This window comes from Lysobacter sp. CC-YZS074 (assembly GCF_056739745.1).
Genome location: NZ_CP200301.1, coordinates 2,403,660 through 2,419,720 on the forward strand (window position 1 = coordinate 2,403,660; position 16,061 = coordinate 2,419,720).

Genomic DNA, 16,061 nt, shown 5'->3' on the forward strand with positions numbered 1-16,061 from the left:
GTCCGCATGCCCGTTCCCCGCGTGAAAGTCACCGCACTTTGCGAAAAAGGCCGTGCAGGCGCAAGCTGGCATGCCCCCTGAAAACCGCGTTGCCGATGCCCCCACGCACCACTTCGGAGTTCACCCTGGACCCGCCCGATGCCGAGCGGCTCGCCAACCTCAACGGTCCCTTCGACGCCCACCTGCGCATGATCGAACTGCGCACCGGCGTCGAACTCGCCAGTCGCGGCAACGTCTATCGCCTGACCGGTCCGGAACCGATGGTCGGCAAGGCGGAAAAGCTCCTGCGAAGGCTCTGGGAGGACACCGCCGGACAGGTGCTGGACGAGCCGGCGATCCATCTCGCCCTGACCGGCATCGACGCCGACCGGATGGTCAACGACGACATCGAGCCGCAGGAAGTCGCCATCCGGGTCAAGCGCGGCACCATCCGCGGCCGCGGCGCGAACCAGGCGAAGTACCTGCACGCGATCGCCACCCACGACATCAACTTCGGGATCGGCCCGGCCGGCACCGGCAAGACCTTCCTCGCGGTCGCCAGCGCGGTCGAGGCACTGAACGAGTCGCGCGTGCAGCGGCTGGTGCTGGTGCGCCCGGCGGTGGAGGCCGGCGAGAAGCTCGGCTTCCTGCCCGGCGACCTCACCCAGAAGGTCGACCCGTACCTGCGCCCGCTGTACGACGCGCTGTACGAGATGCTCGGCGTCGAGAAGGTGGTCAAGCTGCTGGAGAAGAACGTCATCGAGATCGCCCCGCTGGCCTACATGCGCGGACGCACGCTTAACGATGCCTATGTGATCCTCGACGAAGCGCAGAACACCACGATCGAGCAGATGAAGATGTTCCTGACCCGCATCGGCTACGGGAGCACCGCGGTGGTGACCGGCGACCTCACCCAGGTCGATCTGCCGCGCCACCAGAAGTCGGGCCTGCGGGACGCGCTCGACGTGCTGCGCAACGTGGACGGGGTCAGCTTCACCTTCTTCGAATCGCGCGACGTGGTGCGCCACCCGCTGGTCGCCCGCATCGTCAACGCCTACGACGCCCGCGATGCCCAGGAGGCCCAGACCGGGCCCGCGGCCTGAGGATCCCTGCATGAGCCGGGCGCCCACCCTCATCGACGTGTCCATCAGCTACGGCCTGCCACGTGCGGGCATTCCGTCGGCGGTGAGCTTCCGCCGCTGGGTGGCGGCCGCGCTGGACGGGCGGATCCGCCGCGCCGACCTGGCGATCCGGCTGGTCGACGCGAAGGAAGGCCGCGCCTTCAACCGTCACTACCGGGGCAAGGACTACGCCACCAACGTGCTGAGCTTCCCGGCGGACCTGCCCGAGGGCGTCGAGCTGCCGGTGCTGGGCGACCTCGTCATCTGCGCCCCGGTGGTCGCCCGCGAGGCGCGTGAGCAGGGCAAGCGGCTGTCCGACCACTACGCCCACCTGACCGTCCACGGCGCCCTTCACCTGCTCGGCTGGGACCACGAGGACGAACGCGAGGCCGAGTGCATGGAGCAGCTCGAACGGGAGATCCTGGCCGGCCTGGGCATCGACGATCCGTACCTGGTCGCCGAGTAGGCCTCCGGCCGCTCCGACCTGCGCCATGCCGATGCGCTAGACTCGGGCCGGCGCCCATCCCCCGGGCGTATTCATGATTGCATTCAATGTCCGAGGACGACAGTAGTACCCCCACCCACACCCATCCGACCGACGCGGCCGACCGGCCCCACGACAAGCGTCGTTCCTGGCTGGACCGGATCAGCTCCGCGCTGTCCGGCGAACCCACCACCCGCGAGGACCTGGTCGAGCTGCTGCGCGATGCGCAGGCCGACGGCCTGATCGCGGCCGACACCCTGACCATGATGGAAGGCGCGATCGCCGTCTCCGACCTGACCGTCGGCGACGTGATGATCCCGCGCTCGCAGATGGTCGCGCTGCCCGCCGACGCGCCGTTCCTCGAGCTGATGAAGCTGGTGGTCGAGTCCGGCCACTCGCGGTTCCCCGTGCACGGCGACGACAAGGACGAGATCCTCGGCATCCTGCTGGCCAAGGACCTGCTGCGCGGCGTGGTCGCCGACCACGGCCCGGCCAGCATCCACGCCCTGTTGCGTCCGGCGGTGCTGATCCCCGAATCCAAGCGGCTCGACATCCTGCTGCGCGAGTTCCGCCAGTCGCGCAACCACATGGCCATCGTGATCGACGAGCACGGCGGCGTCGCCGGCCTGTTGACCATCGAGGACGTGCTGGAGCAGATCGTCGGCGACATCGACGACGAGCACGACGACGCCGAGGATCCGAACGCCCTCATCGCCGCCCAGGCCGACGGCCAGTTCGTGGTCGACGCGCTGACCCCGATCGAGGATTTCAACGAGCGCTTCGGCGCCGATTTCGACGACGACGAGTACGACACCATCGGTGGCCTGGTCACCGCCGCGATCGGCCACCTGCCGGAAGCCGGCGAGGAGCTGGCGCTGGACCGGTTCGTGTTCCGCGTTTCGGGGGCCGACGCACGGCGCGTGCACGCCTTTCACGTGAGCGTCCTCGGGGATGCGTGACCTTCTGGGTGCCCGGTTCGCGCGCCACGCGGACGCGGCTTGGGGACGACTGCTGTCGACAGCGACGCTGTGGCTTCTGCTGGCGGGCAGCGCGCTGGCCGCCCCCCGCATCGGCGTGGCCACGATGCAGCCGGGGGAAATCTTCTGGGAGCGCTTCGGCCACAACGCCCTGGTGGTGATGGACACCGGTACCGGCGAGGCGATCTCGTACAACTACGGCTTCTTCGACCCGACCGAACCGGACTTCATCGGCCGTTTCGTCCGCGGCGAGATGCGCTACCGGCTCGCCGCGCTGCCGTTCGAGCAGGACATGGCGATCTACCGCGACGAAGGCCGCGGCGTCAGCATCCAGTGGCTGGATCTCGACCCGGCGAGCGCCCGGGCCTTGGCGGACGCGCTGGCCGAAAACGCCCGACCGGAAAACGCGTACTACCGCTACGACTACTTCCTCGACAACTGCTCCACCCGCGTGCGCGATGCGATCGACAGTGCCTTGGGCGGCGCGCTGCACCGGCAGATGGCCGGGCGGTCGCAGGGCAGCACCTACCGCAGCGAGGCCGTGCGGCTGGCGTCACCGGAACCCGGGATGTGGCTGGGTTTCGACATCGGCCTGGGCCCGGCCGCCGACCGGCCGTTGTCGCGCTGGGCGGAAGCGTTCGTGCCCATGAGGCTCGCCGCCGCCCTGCGTGACACGACGCTGCCCGACGGTCGCCCACTCGTTGTGGAGGAGCAGCAGATCCTTCCGCACCGGTTGCCGCCGGAGCCGTTGGCTTCTCCGGTCCGCTGGGGCTGGTGGGCACTCGGTGGGATCGCGCTCGCAGGCGCGCTGGTCTGGACCGGCCGAAGGGCACCACGGCCGGTCGCGGGCGTCGCAATGGTGTTCTGGTTCATCACGGCCGTGGTCGGCGCGCTGCTGCTGTTCATCTGGCTCGGCACGGTGCACCGGTTCGGCTGGGCCAATCGCGGCCTGCTGCTGTTCAATCCGTTGTGCTGGCTGCTGCTGCCGGGGGGCTGGTCGCTGTTGCGCGGTCGAGTGCCGCGGGCGTGGTTCCGCGGGCTGCTCTGGCTGGTGGCGGCGTTGCCGCTGGCGGCGCTGTTCGCCTACTGGCTGAGCGTACTGCCGCAGCGCCACCTCCACTGGATCGCGCTGCTGTGGCCGGTGCATCTCGCGCTGGCGTGGGTCTTTGGCCAACGCGGCGCGGGAGACCCGCCCCGGCGCTTGTGACGCCCGGGTCGGATGGGCACGATGCGGACATGAGCGACCAGACCGCAGACTCCGCCCACTCCGTCGCGCCGTTGTGCCCGCGAAGCGTGGTCAACTGCGCCGCGTACGACCGGCGGGGCGAGCGCCGCGACATCAGCCTGGACGCGATCAGCGACGTACTGGCAGTCGACGACGGCAGCTTCGTCTGGGTCGGGCTGTACGAGCCCGGCGAGGGCCTGCTGGAAAAGCTGCAGGAGGAATTCGGCCTGCACGACCTGGCGGTCGAGGACGCCCACCACGCGCACCAGCGGCCCAAGATCGAGACCTACGGGCAGTCGCTGTTCATCGCCCTGCACACCGCGCAGACCGTCGACAGCCACATCCGCTTCGGCGAGACCCATGTGTTCGTCGGCCCACGCTACCTGGTCACCGTGCGCCATGGCGCCTCGTCCAGCTACAGCGCGGCGCGTGCCCGTATGGAGCGCGAACCCGACCTGCTGCGCCACGGGCCCGGGGCCGCGCTGTATGCCGTGTTCGACATGGTCGTCGACAACTTCCTGCCGATCGTCGACGAGTTCAGCAACGCCCTCAACGCGCTCGAGCAGGACATCTTCGCCGAGGATTTCCGCAAGGGCACGGTGCAGAAACTCTATGACCTCAAGCGCGAACTGACCCGGTTGCGGATGGCCGTGGCGCCGCTGCAGGACATCCTCGGCCAGCTCACCCGCGCCCGGGGTGGCCTGCTCGACGAGGAGATCCAGCTCTACATCCGCGACGTCCACGACCACGCGGTCCGCATCAACGAAACCACCGACACCCTGCGCGAAATGCTCACCGCGGCGGTCAGCGTGAACCTGTCGCTGGTGACCGTGCGCCAGGGCGAGATCGTCAAGCGGCTGGGCGCGTGGGCGGCGCTGCTGGCGGCGCCCACCCTGATCGCCAGCTGGTACGGGATGAACTTCACCCACATGCCGGAGCTGGCCGGGCGCTGGAGCTATGCGGTACTGGTCGGCGTGGTCACCGTGGTCTGCGCGGTGCTGTACAGGATGTTCAAGCGGGCGCGTTGGCTGTAGCGGCGACCGCCCGCGACCCTGACCACGGAGGGCCAGCCACGCGCCAGACCGCAATCAGCCGGCGATCGCCTGCAGCATGATGCCGGTCAGGTACGCACAGTACGTCCCCAGCGCGTACCCGAACACCGCCAGCAGTACACCCACTGGCGCCAGCGCCGGGTGGAATGCGGTCGCCACGACCGGCGCCGACGCGGCGCCGCCCACGTTGGCCTGCGAACCGACCGCCAGGAAGAACAATGGCGCCCGGATGACCTTGGCCACGCCCAGCATCAGCGCCGCATGCACGCTGATCCAGATCACGCCCATGAGCAACAGCAGGGGCCGCTCGGCCAAGGCCTTCAGGTCCATCTGCATGCCGATGGTCGCGATGAGCACGTACAGCAGCACCGAGCCCACGTTCGACGCACCCGCGCCTTCCAGCCGCCTTGCGCGGGTGAAGCTCAGGATCACTCCGAAGGTGGTGGCCAGCACCACCAGCCAGAAGAAGGTCGAATCGAGGCTGTAGTCCTGCAGGCGCCATTCGGCCGGCAGCGAACGGATCCAGCCCACCAGCGGCTCGGCCAGCAGGTGGGACAGGCCGGTCAGGCCGATACCGACCGCGAAGATCATCATCAGGTCACTCATCGACGGCACGCGCGCGTGCTCGGCCTGGTAACTGGCGATGCGTTGTTTGAGGTCTTCGATCGCCGACGTGTCGGCACCGGTCCAGCGGTCGAACTGCTTCGCACGTCCGGCCAGAAACAGCAGGATCGCCATCCAGAAATAGGCCACGATCACGTCCACGGCGACGAACTGGCCGAACAGGTTGGCATCGACCTCGAACACTTCCTTCATCGCCGCCTGGTTGGCGCCGCCACCGATCCAACTGCCGGCAATCGTGGTCATGCCGCGCCAGGTGTCGCCGGCCACCACCGACGGGAACAGCACCTGCATCACCAGCAGCGAGACCACTGCACCGAGCATCACGCCTGCAGTCCCGGTCAGGAACATGATGATCGCCTTCGGTCCGAGCCTCAGCACCGCGCCGATATCCATCGCCACGCAGAACAGGATCAGTGCACTGGGCAGAAGGTAGTCGCGTGCCATCGGGTACAGACCCGAGGCGCCGCCGTCGATCAGCCCGAAGGTGTTGTAGACCGCTGGCAGCAGGTAGCACATCAGCAGCGCCGGCACGTAGGTGTAGAACCGGTGCCAGAAGCCGGACGGCCGCGAGGCGGTCCAGAACACCGCGCCGAGCGTGGCGGCGAGCAGGCCGAGGACGACGGCGTCGTTGGTGATCAGGGCAGTGCTGTTTGGCGCCATGTGTAGCTCCGATGGAGTGACTGGGCTGCATACCGCAGCCGCGATCCGCCGGATTCCGTCCCGACAGCGGCATGCCCGCGCGGACCGGCCACGCAGCCGACGCATTGACCCGGGCAGGGTTCAATGCGGGATCGGCGCGGCCGGGCACGGGTTCGTCTGCGAAGCTATTGACCCAGGTGCTGCTCGAGCCAGCCATTCACCGTGTCATGCCAGAGCACGCTGTTGTGCGGCTTGAGCACCCAGTGGTTCTCGTCGGGGAAGTACAGGAACTTCGACTCGATGCCCTGCCGCTGCAACGCGGTGAACGCCGCCAGCCCCTGGCTGACCGGGATGCGGAAGTCCTGCTGGCCGTGCACCACCAGCATCGGCACGCGCCACTTGTCGACGTGCCGGCTCGGGTTGAACTTGTCGTAGTTCTGCGGGACCTGCCACGGCGTGCCGCCGTTCTCCCACTCGGTGAACCACAGCTCCTCGGTCACGAAGCCCATCATGCGGGTGTCGAACACGCCGTCGTGGTTGACCAGGCACTTCCACGGTTCGTTCCAGTTGCCGGCAATCCAGTTGACCATGTAGCCGCCGTAGCTGGCACCGAGCGCGCAGGCGTCGTCGCCGTCGAGGAACGGGTACTGACGCAGCGCGGCCTTCCAGCCCTTCTGCAGGTCCTCCAGCGGGCGGTCGCCCCAGTGCTGGCTGATCGCGTCGGTGAAGGCCTGGCCGTAGCCGGTCGAACCGTGGAAATCGACCATGACCACTGCGTAGCCCTGCCCGGCGTAGGTCTGCGGGTTCCAGCGGTAGCTCCAGCCGTTGCCGAAACTGCCCTGCGGACCGCCATGGATCAGGAACGCGACCGGGTACCGGCGGCCTTCCTCATAGTTCCACGGCTTGACCACGTAGCCGTGCACGGTGTCGTTGTTCCAGCCCTTGAAGGTGAACTGCTCGTATTCGCCGAAGCCGACGTCCGGCAGCATCTCGCCGGCGCTGGGGGTGATGGCGCGCTGCGGGGCACCGTTGATGCCGCCAACGAACACCTGGGCGCCGCTGGCCAGGGTGTCGCGGGTGAATGCAAGCGTGCCGCCCTGCAGCTCCACCGAGCCGATGCTGCCGTCACCGACGATCTCGGTGGCGCCGCCGCTGTCGACATGGACCGCGAACAGCGGGTGCTCCCCCATGTCCTGCGCGGTCACGTAGAGCGTTTCGCCGTCCTCGGACACGGCGATGCTGCCGGCGGAGCGGTCCCATTGCGGAGCGATCTCGCGACGCTCGCCGGTGGCCAGGTCGAGCTTGATCAGGCCGAAGCGGTCGGCTTCGAACCCGGGACGCTTCATCGCGCGGTAGTAAAGCGTGTTGTCGTCGCCGAACACCGCGCCGGTGTCCCACGCGGGATTGTCGGCGGTAAGGTTCTCGGCCGCGCCGCTGCCATCGGCGCTGACGCGGTAGAGGTCGAAGTTGGTCGACCACGGTTCGGCCCGATCGGCCTTGCGTGCGCTCAGCACCAGCGACTTGCCGTCCGGTGCCCAGGTGTATTCGCTGCTGTCGCCGAACGGGCGCGACGGCACGTCGGCCACGACGTCGGTGGCGATCGCGGTCGCCGTGCTCACCGGTGCGTCGCCCGTAGGCAGTTCCGCCACGAAGACGCGGTTCAGGCGCCCGTCGTTCCAGGCGTCCCAGTGACGGACGAACATCCGGTCGTGGACCACGCCGGTCGCCGGGCTTTCCGCTTCCGCCTGCAGCCGCTTGCTGCTGCAGGCCAGGTCACTGCCGCAGTCGATGAAGGCCTCGACGTTGAACGCCACCCGCCCGCCGTCGGGCGAGAGCTGGTAGCCGCCGACATCCAGGGCGAAATCCGTCAGCTGGCGCGGGGTGCCGCCTTCGGCGGGAATGGCATAGAGCTGCGAACTGCCGGACTTGGCGCTGAGGAAGTAGACGGTCCGGCCGTCGGGCGAGAACCGCGGGGAGTTGACGTTCCACCCGGCCGGGGTCAATCGCACCGGCGGCGCCGCGTCGCGGGCGACGAGGTTCTCGATCCACAGCGAGGTCGACGCCTTGCCCTGGTCGAAGTCCACCACCCGCTTGGCCACCACCAGCAGACGTCCATCGGGCGACAACGTCGGCGAGGACCAGCGGTCGAGGGTGGCGAGGTCCTTTGGCTGCAACCCGCGGGTCGCGGCTTCGGCCGGCAGGCTCACGGCAGGCAGGACGAGCGCGATCAGCGCCGGCAGGACGGCTTGACGCAGGTTCATGGCGGGTTCCCCAAGTCGACGATCTTCGATGTTAGGCGCTGGCACCCGGTTGCCGCAAAACCCGCACGGTCGTTCCGGGCGGGCGACCGGCGGCGCCGGGCCGGGTCACGGCGTTGCCGGCGCCTTCGTACCGCTGCGGTACAGCAGCCAGCCAACCACCACCAGCACCGCCAGCCCCAGCCACTGGCCGAACTGCAGCGTCGGCGGCAACGCGAGCACGTCCGCACGACCGGACACCACGATCGGGATCGCGATCGCAATGCCCATCAGCGCCTCGCCGGTGATCAGCCCGGCGGCGAACAGCGTGCCGGGCCGGTGGATGCGGTCGCGCATCTCTTCGTCACCGGCACGAAGCTTGTGCCGGCGTTCGACCAGGTGCGACAGCAGGCCGCCGAGGAAGATCGGCACCATCAGCTCCAGCGGCAGGTAGATACCGATCGCCGCCGCCAGCACCGGCACCCGGAACGCCGAGCCACGCGCCTTCAGCCACTCGTCCAGACCGATGATGCCCGCGCCGATCGCCGCGCCCAGCGCGATCATTCCCCACGGCAGCTCGCCACCGAACATGCCCTTGGCCACCGACGCCATCAGCGTCGCCTGCGGCGCGGCCAATGCGTTGGGGTGCTCCGCGGTCGGCGCACCGATGCCATAGGCCAGTGCCAGCAGGTTCAGGACCGGCGCCATGATCAGGGCGCAGGAGAACGCACCGATCGCCAGCATCAACTGCTGCTTCCACGGCGTCGCGCCGACGATGTAGCCGGCCTTGAGGTCCTGCAGGTTGTCACCGCCGACCGCCGCGGCGCAGCACACCACCGCGCCGATCATGATCGCGGCCACCGCACCGATCGGCGAGTCGCTGCCCAGCAGCAGCACCAGCACCAGCGAGGCGAACAGGATGGTCGCGATGGTGATGCCCGACACCGGATTATTGGACGAGCCCACCAGGCCGGCCAGGTAGGCCGACACCGACACGAACAGGAAGCCGGCGACGATCATGATCAGCGTCATCGGGATGCTGACCGTCCACTGCCCGACGATCGCCTGGTACAGCGCCGCCAACGGCAGCACGAACAGCACCAGCGCCACCAGCATCCACTTCATCGGGAGGTCGCGTTCGGTGTCCGCGACAACCTCCCCGACGCCCTTGCGGGTCGCCGCGATGCCACTGCGGATGCCCGACACCAGCGACTTGCGCAGCGAGAACAGCGTCCACACGCCGCCGATCAGCATCGCGCCGACGCCGAGGTAGCGGATCTTGGCGTCCCAGATCGCGAATGCGGTGGTCGCCGCGTCCTGGCCGGCCACCGCGGTTGCCAGCGCGGGATCGCTGCCGAGGAAAAACGCGTCGTAGATCGGGATCGCAAGGTGCCAGGACAGAATGCTGCCCGACACCACCACGATGCCGACGTTCAGCCCCACGATGTAGCCCACGCCCAGCAGCGCTGGCGACAGCCCGGTACCGAGATAACCCAGGTAGTTGCCGACGTAACCGGCCGATGCCGCGGTGTCGGGGATCAGGCGCAGCCCACTTGCCGCGGCCGCCTTCACCAAGCCGCCGATGGCGCCCGCCAGCGCGAGGATCTTCAGCCCCGGGCCCGGGTTCTCGCCTGCCTTCAGCACCTCGGCCGCAGCCTTGCCTTCGGGGAACGGCAGCGGCTCCTCGACGATCATCGAGCGCCGCAGCGGCACCGAGAACAGCACGCCGAGCAAGCCGCCCAGGCCGGCGATCGCCAGCACCCACGAGTACCGGAAGTCGTCCCAGTACCCGAGGATCACCAGCGCCGGGATCGTGAAGATCACGCCCGCCGCGATCGAGGAGCCGGCCGACGCGCCCGTCTGCACGATGTTGTTTTCCAGGATGGTGCCGCCGCCCAGCAGCCGCAGCACCCCCATCGACACCACCGCCGCGGGGATCGCCGTGGCGATGGTGAGTCCGGCGAACAGTCCCAGGTAGGCGTTGGCCGCCGCCAGGATCATCGCCAGCACGATGGCCAGCAACACGGCACGGAAAGTGAGTTGCGGAACGGGCGTGGTGCTCATGGCGGTTCCTGTCGTCGAATCGCGCGATATTGGCACGCGCGGCGGGGCTCGCCTAGCGGGAAACGTGCCCGGAAGCGCCGCCGTGCCTGGCCGTACGGGAGTTAATCGGCCAGGCCCCCTGCCCCGGCTTCCGCCGTAACGGTTCTGCCACCCAGGTTACGCGCCAGGAACGAGAGCAATCGGGTGTAGTACTCGCGACGATGCTCCGGAAGATAGAAGCCATGGCCTTCGTTGTCGTAGTAGAGCGTCTCGACGGACGCCCCGGCTTCGCGGAGTGACCGCTCCATCATCCTGCTGTGCTGGATGGGAGCCCGTTGGTCTTCCCCGCCGGCGGCAAGGAAAACAGGCACCTTGATTGTCTCCGCCATGCGGTTGGGTGAGAAATCGGCGACAGAGGCACGGTCGCCGATCCACTCCTCGATGTAGTTCTCGCCCGAACTCCAACGCTGGATATCTCCATGCGTATGCATGGTCGGCAGGTCGTACACTCCGACGTACCCTACTGCACACCGGTACATATCCGGCTCCCGCACGACGCCCATCAGCGCGGCATAGGCACCATAGCTGGCGCCATAGATGCAAATTCGGTCGCGCGCGGCAACACCCTCCTCTATCAGCCACCGGGTGGCATCGGTGAGGTCGTCCTGCATGGCTCGGCCCCATTGGCGTGCACCTGCCGCCATGAAATCCCTGCCGTAGCCACCGGACCCGCGGAAATTGATCTGCAGGACGGCGTAGCCCGCCTGCGCAAGCATCTGGACCTCACCATCGAAGTCGGCGGTGTCACGGATACCAAAGGGTCCGCCATGGGGCATGACCACGGCGGGCAGCCGGATGCCTGCGGACCCGTGCGGGACCGTGAGATAACCATGGAGATCGATACCATCGCGCGGCGTGAGCCGAACCGGGCGCTTGCCTGCCATGCGTGCGGGATCGAACCATGCGCGTCGGCTCAACAGATGGTCGGCCTTCCTCGTGACCGTATCGAACAAATAGAAGTCACCGGGATTGCGATCGCTCCACGTCCGCACCAGCGCCGTTCGGCCATCGGCCGTGCGCGAGGTGATCAGCACGGAGGCATCGGCAAACGCAGCCTCCAGGCTCCGGTACAGGCGCGCTTCGTCACTTGAATCGTCGAAGAACACCGTCCGGGCCTTACGGTCCGTCAAGAGGACACCCACCGGCGCCCCGCTCCCGTTGCGATAAAGGAAGGTCGCGGGGTCGACGCTGTCGTCCCTGAGTATCTCCCTCTGTGCCCCGGATGCGATGTCATAGGCCAGCACCGCGTTGGGACCCTCGGCCTGCTCGGCTTCGAAGTACGCCGTCCGGTCATCCCCCGAAAAACCAATCGGCCACTGCTTCAGCCCTGTCGCCGACTCATCGTTGATCAGCTGCCACTCGGCCCGGTCGCCAACCCGGTAGTACAGCTTCTGCCGGTTATCGGTGCCGGCGCCGACGGCAAAACGCACGACGCCCTGGTTGTCCGTCACGAAGGACGCATTGCGGACCGGGGCCGAGGCCACCGGAACGCGGCGACCACTATAGACGTCCAGGCGTTCGGCATCCGTGTAGGGATCCGCATGGAACGGCCTGACGGAAATGATGATGTGATCGTCGTCCCGCGGCAGGTCGTCGACCAGAAATGCCGCCACCCGCTCCACCTTCTTGGGCTGGATCCTGGTTCCGAGACCCGCGCCCTGCACCCGCTGCCCGACCAGTATGTCCGCCTGGGTGCCGTCGGCATTCACCGCGTACAGCTCGCCTGTCAGACCGGGCTCCTCCAGCGCGCCGAATTTTTCGGACATGCCGATCACCAGGCGCTCGTCGTTCACCCACGTAAAGCTCTCCACGTGTGTGTTCTTTCCGCGCATGAAGGTGCCGGTCACCTTGTTGTCCTCGCGGCGCATGATGACCAGTGCGGTGCGGCTGCCTTCGTCCAATGGCACGCTGGCCGCGAAGTACTCACCCGTCGGCGAGATCTTGATCTCACCGAACTTGTCGCTCTTGATGAAGGCGTCCAGTTCGACCGCCTCTGCCGACGGTGCACCCCACAACGCCGCGACCAGCGCAGCGCCAAAAAACAATCCCTTCATTATCCCCTCGCTGATGCGTCGGCTCCGGCTGCCTGGCGCGACCTCGACGCGAAGCCAACAATCGACACGTCGCCACATCGCACTTCGAGCCGGAACAGTGTTTCCCCGCCACCAAGCCTAACCCGGTCGGCTCAGGGTCGCGCGGTCTGCAGCGTCGTTTGCAAGGCACTACGCCACCCCGGCAGGTCCAGCCCGTACTCGGCAGAGAGCTGTGCGCTGTCCAGCACGGAGTACCTGGGACGCTCGGCCCGCGTGGGAAACCCGGCGGTGGAGATCGGCACCACGCACGGTCTGCGTGGCAGCAGGTGGAGTGCGTACGCGTCTTCGAAGATCGCTTCGGCGAACCCATGCCAGCTGGTCTGCCCGGTACTGACGAGATGCCGCACCCCGGAGGCCTCGATGCCTTGCCGCAGGATGGACGCGGTCGCATCGGCAATCAGCCACGCCGGCGTTGGCGACCCCACCTGGTCGGCGACCACGCACAGTTCGTCCCGCTCCGCGCCCAGCCGGAGCATGGTGCGAAGGAAGTTGGCACCGTACAGACCGTAAACCCAGGCGGTGCGCAGGATGAGGTGACGCACGCCGGTGGCGGCGATAGCCTGCTCACCTGCCCATTTGGTTCTGCCGTACACCCCCAGCGGGGCGGGCGCATCCTGCTCCCGATACGGACGATCGCCGGCTCCGTCGAACACGTAGTCGGTGGAGTAATGGATCAGCGAGATTCGCCGCGCTGCACACGCTTCGGCGATTCGCCGCGGCGCATCGCGATTGAGGAGCAGTGCCGCCGCGGGGTTGTCCTCCGCTTGATCCACGGCCGTATATGCCGCCGCATTGATGACGACTTCCGGGGCGATCCGCTTGATCAGCGGCTCGACGGCATCCAGGTCGGTGAGGTCCAGCGACTCGCAGGTAGTGCCGTCGGGCAGCATCCCGTTACGCGTGGTGGTTACAGGTGCACGCTCCTCAGCGACGAGGCGGCGTCGTACTGCATCGCCTACCTGGCCATTGCCACCGATCAGCAGGGTCCTCATCGGAACCCCTCAAGCCGGATATACAGGCAGACGATGCTCCGGGACGTTACCCAGCAGGGGGGCACGCGTATCCTTCTCCGAAAGCACCGGCGCACTCACCGGCCAATCGATCGCCAGTTGCGGATCGTCCCATCGGATGTTCGAATCCGCATCGGCGTCGTAGCTGGCTGTACACAGGTACGACACCACCGCCCGTTGACTAAGCACCACGTACCCATGGGCAAAACCCTCGGGAATCCACATCTGTCGCTTGTTGCTGCCACTCAACAGAACCGCCGTCCATCGCGAGAAAGTGGGTGATCCACGTCGCACGTCCACAGCAACGTCCCATATCTCGCCCTCGTGAACGGAAATAAACTTCGCTTGAGGATTGGGCCATTGATAGTGCAGCCCGCGCAGCACACCATGCTCTGACTGCGAGATATTCCCCTGCACGAAGGCGGGCTGCAGACCATAAGGCGCGAGCTTGGCATGGTTGAAGGATTCGAAAAAAAATCCCCGCGCATCCGTGAAGACACGCGGCTCGAATACCAGGCAACCTGGCACCTCTGTCTCGATCACCTTCAATGCGGTGTTCCCCGCTCGATGAGAGAACGCAGATACTCACCATAGCCGTTCTTACTTAATGGCCGGGCCAGTTGCAGCAATTGCGCGGCGTCAATCCACCCGTTGTTGAAGGCGATTTCTTCCGGGCAGCAGACCCTCAGCCCCTGCCTGGCCTCTATTGTCTGGATATACGTAGAAGCTTCGATCAACGACTGGTGCGTCCCCGTATCCAACCATGCGTAGCCGCGCCCCAGCTGTTCGAGGTGGAGTGACTGCTCATCCAGGTAGCACCGGTTGAGATCGGTGATCTCGAGCTCGCCCCGCGCCGACGGCGCAAGGCTGGCGGCGAAATCGCTCGCACGTCCGTCGTAGAAGTACAGTCCTGTGACCGCGTAATTGGAGCGCGGCTGCGCAGGTTTCTCCTCAATGCCAACCACCCTTCCATGACCGTCGAATTCCGCAACACCATAGCGCTGTGGATCGCGGACCCAGTATCCGAAGACCGTGGCACCGCGTTCTCTTTGATGCGCGCGCCTGAGCATTCCGGTGAGCCCCGGGCCATGGAATATGTTGTCGCCAAGTACGAGGCAGCTGGGCTTTCCATCGAGGAATTCGCGCCCGATCAGGAAAGCCTGCGCTAGTCCATCGGGGCTTGGCTGGACGGCGTAATCGATCTTCATCCCCCACTGCGAACCGTCGCCAAGCAGATTCCGGAACAGCGCCTGCTCATGCGGGGTGTTGATGATCAGCACCTCACGGATGCCCGCCAGCATCAGCACGCTCAGCGGGTAATAGATCATCGGCTTGTCGTAGACCGGCAGCAGCTGCTTGCTGATGGCCTGGGTGATCGGATACAGCCGCGTGCCGGAGCCTCCGGCGAGAATGATGCCCTTCCGGTTCATGCCTTCTCCTGCTCAGGCTTGCCCGATCCGCTCGAGACGGTAGCTTCCGTCGAGCACGTGCTGCACCCAGGCACCATTGTCCAGATACCAGTCGACCGTTCTTGCCATGCCTTCATCGAAGGTCACTGCCGGTGCCCAGCCCAGCTCGTCCTTCAACTTGGTCGCATCGATTGCATAGCGACGGTCGTGTCCGGGGCGATCCTTGACGTAGGTGATGAGTGATGCCCGGCTACGCCCGTCGGGCAGCGGACGACGGGCATCCAGCAGTTCGCAAATGGCGCGTACCACGGCGATGTTGGTGCGCTCGGCATCGCCGCCGACGTTGTAGGTTTCGCCCGGGCGCCCATCCTCGAGCACGCGCCGGACCGCGGCGCAATGATCGCCAACGTACAGCCAGTCGCGAACGTTGAGGCCATCCCCGTAGACGGGCAGCGGTTCACCCGCGAGCGCCTTGGCAATCACCAGCGGAATGAGCTTTTCGGGAAACTGGTAAGGGCCGTAGTTGTTCGAGCAGTTGGTCGTCAGAACGGGCAAGCCGTACGTGTGGTGAAACGCGCGGACCAGATGGTCGGACGCGGCCTTCGATGCCGAATACGGGGAATTGGGAGCGTACGGCGTGGTTTCCGAAAACCTGCCCGTTTCGCCAAGCGAGCCGTAGACCTCGTCGGTGGACACATGCAGGAAACGGAACGCGTCGCTCGCCGCCGCATCAAGAGACCGCCAGTGATCACGCACCTTCTCCAGCAGGTTGAGCGTACCCACGACGTTGGTCTGCACGAAAGCGGCCGGACCATCGATTGATCGATCGACGTGGCTTTCCGCGGCGAAGTTGATTACCGCATCGGGGCGGTACTGCTCAAGCAATTCACCAACGAGCGCAGCGTTGCCGATGTCGCCTTGAACGAAAACATGATCCGGATTCCCGTCCAGCGAGGACAGCGTATGCGGATTACCGGCGTAGGTGAGCAGGTCGAGATTGACGACCTTCACACCGCGGTTGACGGTATCAAGAACGAAGTTGCCGCCGATGAAGCCGGCACCGCCGGTCACGAGCCATGTAGACAATCAGGTGCTCCAGAAAAAATAG

Annotated in this window: 13 protein-coding genes; 5 read left to right on the top strand and 8 right to left on the bottom strand. The window is 66.7% G+C overall.

What is annotated here, in order from left to right; all coding sequences use genetic code 11:
- The first annotated feature begins 95 nt into the window (after positions 1-95).
- The 5 genes from U8331_RS10865 to U8331_RS10885 all read left to right on the top strand — a co-directional run bounded on the left by U8331_RS10865 (position 96) and on the right by U8331_RS10885 (position 4,820).
- On the top strand, positions 96-1,082 hold the full coding sequence (locus U8331_RS10865; protein ID WP_481131047.1) for a PhoH family protein: 987 nt from the start codon (positions 96-98) through the stop codon (positions 1,080-1,082).
- A 10-nt stretch (positions 1,083-1,092) separates the two neighbouring features.
- Positions 1,093-1,566 carry an rRNA maturation RNase YbeY gene (gene ybeY, locus U8331_RS10870; RefSeq protein WP_481131048.1) on the top strand — a complete coding sequence of 158 codons (474 nt, stop codon included), beginning with the start codon at positions 1,093-1,095 and terminating at the stop codon, positions 1,564-1,566.
- A gap of 86 nt (positions 1,567-1,652) precedes the next feature.
- Entirely contained in the window at positions 1,653-2,543 is an 891-nt protein-coding gene (locus U8331_RS10875; protein WP_481131049.1) for an HlyC/CorC family transporter, read from the top strand.
- On the top strand, positions 2,536-3,768 hold the full coding sequence (locus U8331_RS10880) for a lipoprotein N-acyltransferase Lnb domain-containing protein (RefSeq protein ID WP_481131050.1): 1,233 nt from the start codon (positions 2,536-2,538) through the stop codon (positions 3,766-3,768). The genes U8331_RS10875 and U8331_RS10880 overlap by 8 nt, the downstream gene beginning before the upstream one ends.
- A 29-nt stretch (positions 3,769-3,797) precedes the next feature.
- Positions 3,798-4,820: a magnesium and cobalt transport protein CorA gene (locus U8331_RS10885; protein ID WP_481131051.1), complete on the top strand. Its 1,023-nt coding sequence runs from the start codon at positions 3,798-3,800 to the stop codon at positions 4,818-4,820.
- A gap of 54 nt (positions 4,821-4,874) precedes the next feature.
- On the opposite strand, the gene U8331_RS10890 is transcribed toward U8331_RS10885, so the two are convergent.
- The 8 genes from U8331_RS10890 to rfbB all read right to left on the bottom strand — a co-directional run bounded on the left by U8331_RS10890 (position 4,875) and on the right by rfbB (position 16,039).
- Positions 4,875-6,122, bottom strand: coding sequence for a DUF819 family protein (locus U8331_RS10890; RefSeq protein WP_481131052.1), 1,248 nt, complete (start codon positions 6,120-6,122; stop codon positions 4,875-4,877).
- Between the two features lie 164 nt (positions 6,123-6,286).
- Positions 6,287-8,362, bottom strand: coding sequence for a dipeptidyl-peptidase 5 (locus U8331_RS10895; RefSeq protein WP_481131053.1), 2,076 nt, complete (start codon positions 8,360-8,362; stop codon positions 6,287-6,289).
- A 105-nt stretch (positions 8,363-8,467) separates the two neighbouring features.
- A complete protein-coding gene (locus U8331_RS10900) occupies positions 8,468-10,402 on the bottom strand; it encodes an OPT family oligopeptide transporter (protein ID WP_481131054.1) in 1,935 nt (644 codons plus the stop codon).
- Between the two features lie 101 nt (positions 10,403-10,503).
- Positions 10,504-12,495 carry an alpha/beta hydrolase family protein gene (locus tag U8331_RS10905; protein ID WP_481131055.1) on the bottom strand — a complete coding sequence of 664 codons (1,992 nt, stop codon included), beginning with the start codon at positions 12,493-12,495 and terminating at the stop codon, positions 10,504-10,506.
- A gap of 131 nt (positions 12,496-12,626) precedes the next feature.
- On the bottom strand, positions 12,627-13,526 hold the full coding sequence (rfbD, locus tag U8331_RS10910; RefSeq protein WP_481131056.1) for a dTDP-4-dehydrorhamnose reductase: 900 nt from the start codon (positions 13,524-13,526) through the stop codon (positions 12,627-12,629).
- Positions 13,527-13,535: 9 nt separating this feature from the next.
- The gene (gene rfbC / locus U8331_RS10915; RefSeq protein WP_481131057.1) at positions 13,536-14,093 is read right to left on the bottom strand and encodes a dTDP-4-dehydrorhamnose 3,5-epimerase; all 558 of its coding nucleotides are present in this window, start codon (positions 14,091-14,093) and stop codon (positions 13,536-13,538) included.
- Positions 14,090-14,974 carry a glucose-1-phosphate thymidylyltransferase RfbA gene (gene rfbA, locus U8331_RS10920; RefSeq protein WP_481131058.1) on the bottom strand — a complete coding sequence of 295 codons (885 nt, stop codon included), beginning with the start codon at positions 14,972-14,974 and terminating at the stop codon, positions 14,090-14,092. The genes rfbC and rfbA overlap by 4 nt, the downstream gene beginning before the upstream one ends.
- 12 nt (positions 14,975-14,986) lie before the next feature.
- Positions 14,987-16,039 (bottom strand): dTDP-glucose 4,6-dehydratase, encoded by a 1,053-nt coding sequence (gene rfbB / locus U8331_RS10925; RefSeq protein WP_481131059.1) that lies wholly within the window; start codon positions 16,037-16,039, stop codon positions 14,987-14,989.
- Positions 16,040-16,061: the final 22 nt, after the last annotated feature.

Excerpts from the sequence above, each read along its gene's own strand:
- U8331_RS10885 (WP_481131051.1), top strand. The coding sequence starts at position 3,798 with ATGAGCGACCAGACCGCAGACTCCGCCCACTCCGTCGCGCCGTTGTGC.
- U8331_RS10905 (WP_481131055.1), bottom strand. The coding sequence starts at position 12,495 with ATGAAGGGATTGTTTTTTGGCGCTGCGCTGGTCGCGGCGTTGTGGGGT.
- U8331_RS10865 (WP_481131047.1), top strand. The coding sequence starts at position 96 with ATGCCCCCACGCACCACTTCGGAGTTCACCCTGGACCCGCCCGATGCC.
- U8331_RS10875 (WP_481131049.1), top strand. The coding sequence starts at position 1,653 with ATGTCCGAGGACGACAGTAGTACCCCCACCCACACCCATCCGACCGAC.
- U8331_RS10895 (WP_481131053.1), bottom strand. The coding sequence starts at position 8,362 with ATGAACCTGCGTCAAGCCGTCCTGCCGGCGCTGATCGCGCTCGTCCTG.
- U8331_RS10880 (WP_481131050.1), top strand. The coding sequence starts at position 2,536 with ATGCGTGACCTTCTGGGTGCCCGGTTCGCGCGCCACGCGGACGCGGCT.
- U8331_RS10890 (WP_481131052.1), bottom strand. The coding sequence starts at position 6,122 with ATGGCGCCAAACAGCACTGCCCTGATCACCAACGACGCCGTCGTCCTC.
- ybeY (WP_481131048.1), top strand. The coding sequence starts at position 1,093 with ATGAGCCGGGCGCCCACCCTCATCGACGTGTCCATCAGCTACGGCCTG.
- U8331_RS10900 (WP_481131054.1), bottom strand. The coding sequence starts at position 10,402 with ATGAGCACCACGCCCGTTCCGCAACTCACTTTCCGTGCCGTGTTGCTG.
- rfbA (WP_481131058.1), bottom strand. The coding sequence starts at position 14,974 with ATGAACCGGAAGGGCATCATTCTCGCCGGAGGCTCCGGCACGCGGCTG.
- rfbD (WP_481131056.1), bottom strand. The coding sequence starts at position 13,526 with ATGAGGACCCTGCTGATCGGTGGCAATGGCCAGGTAGGCGATGCAGTA.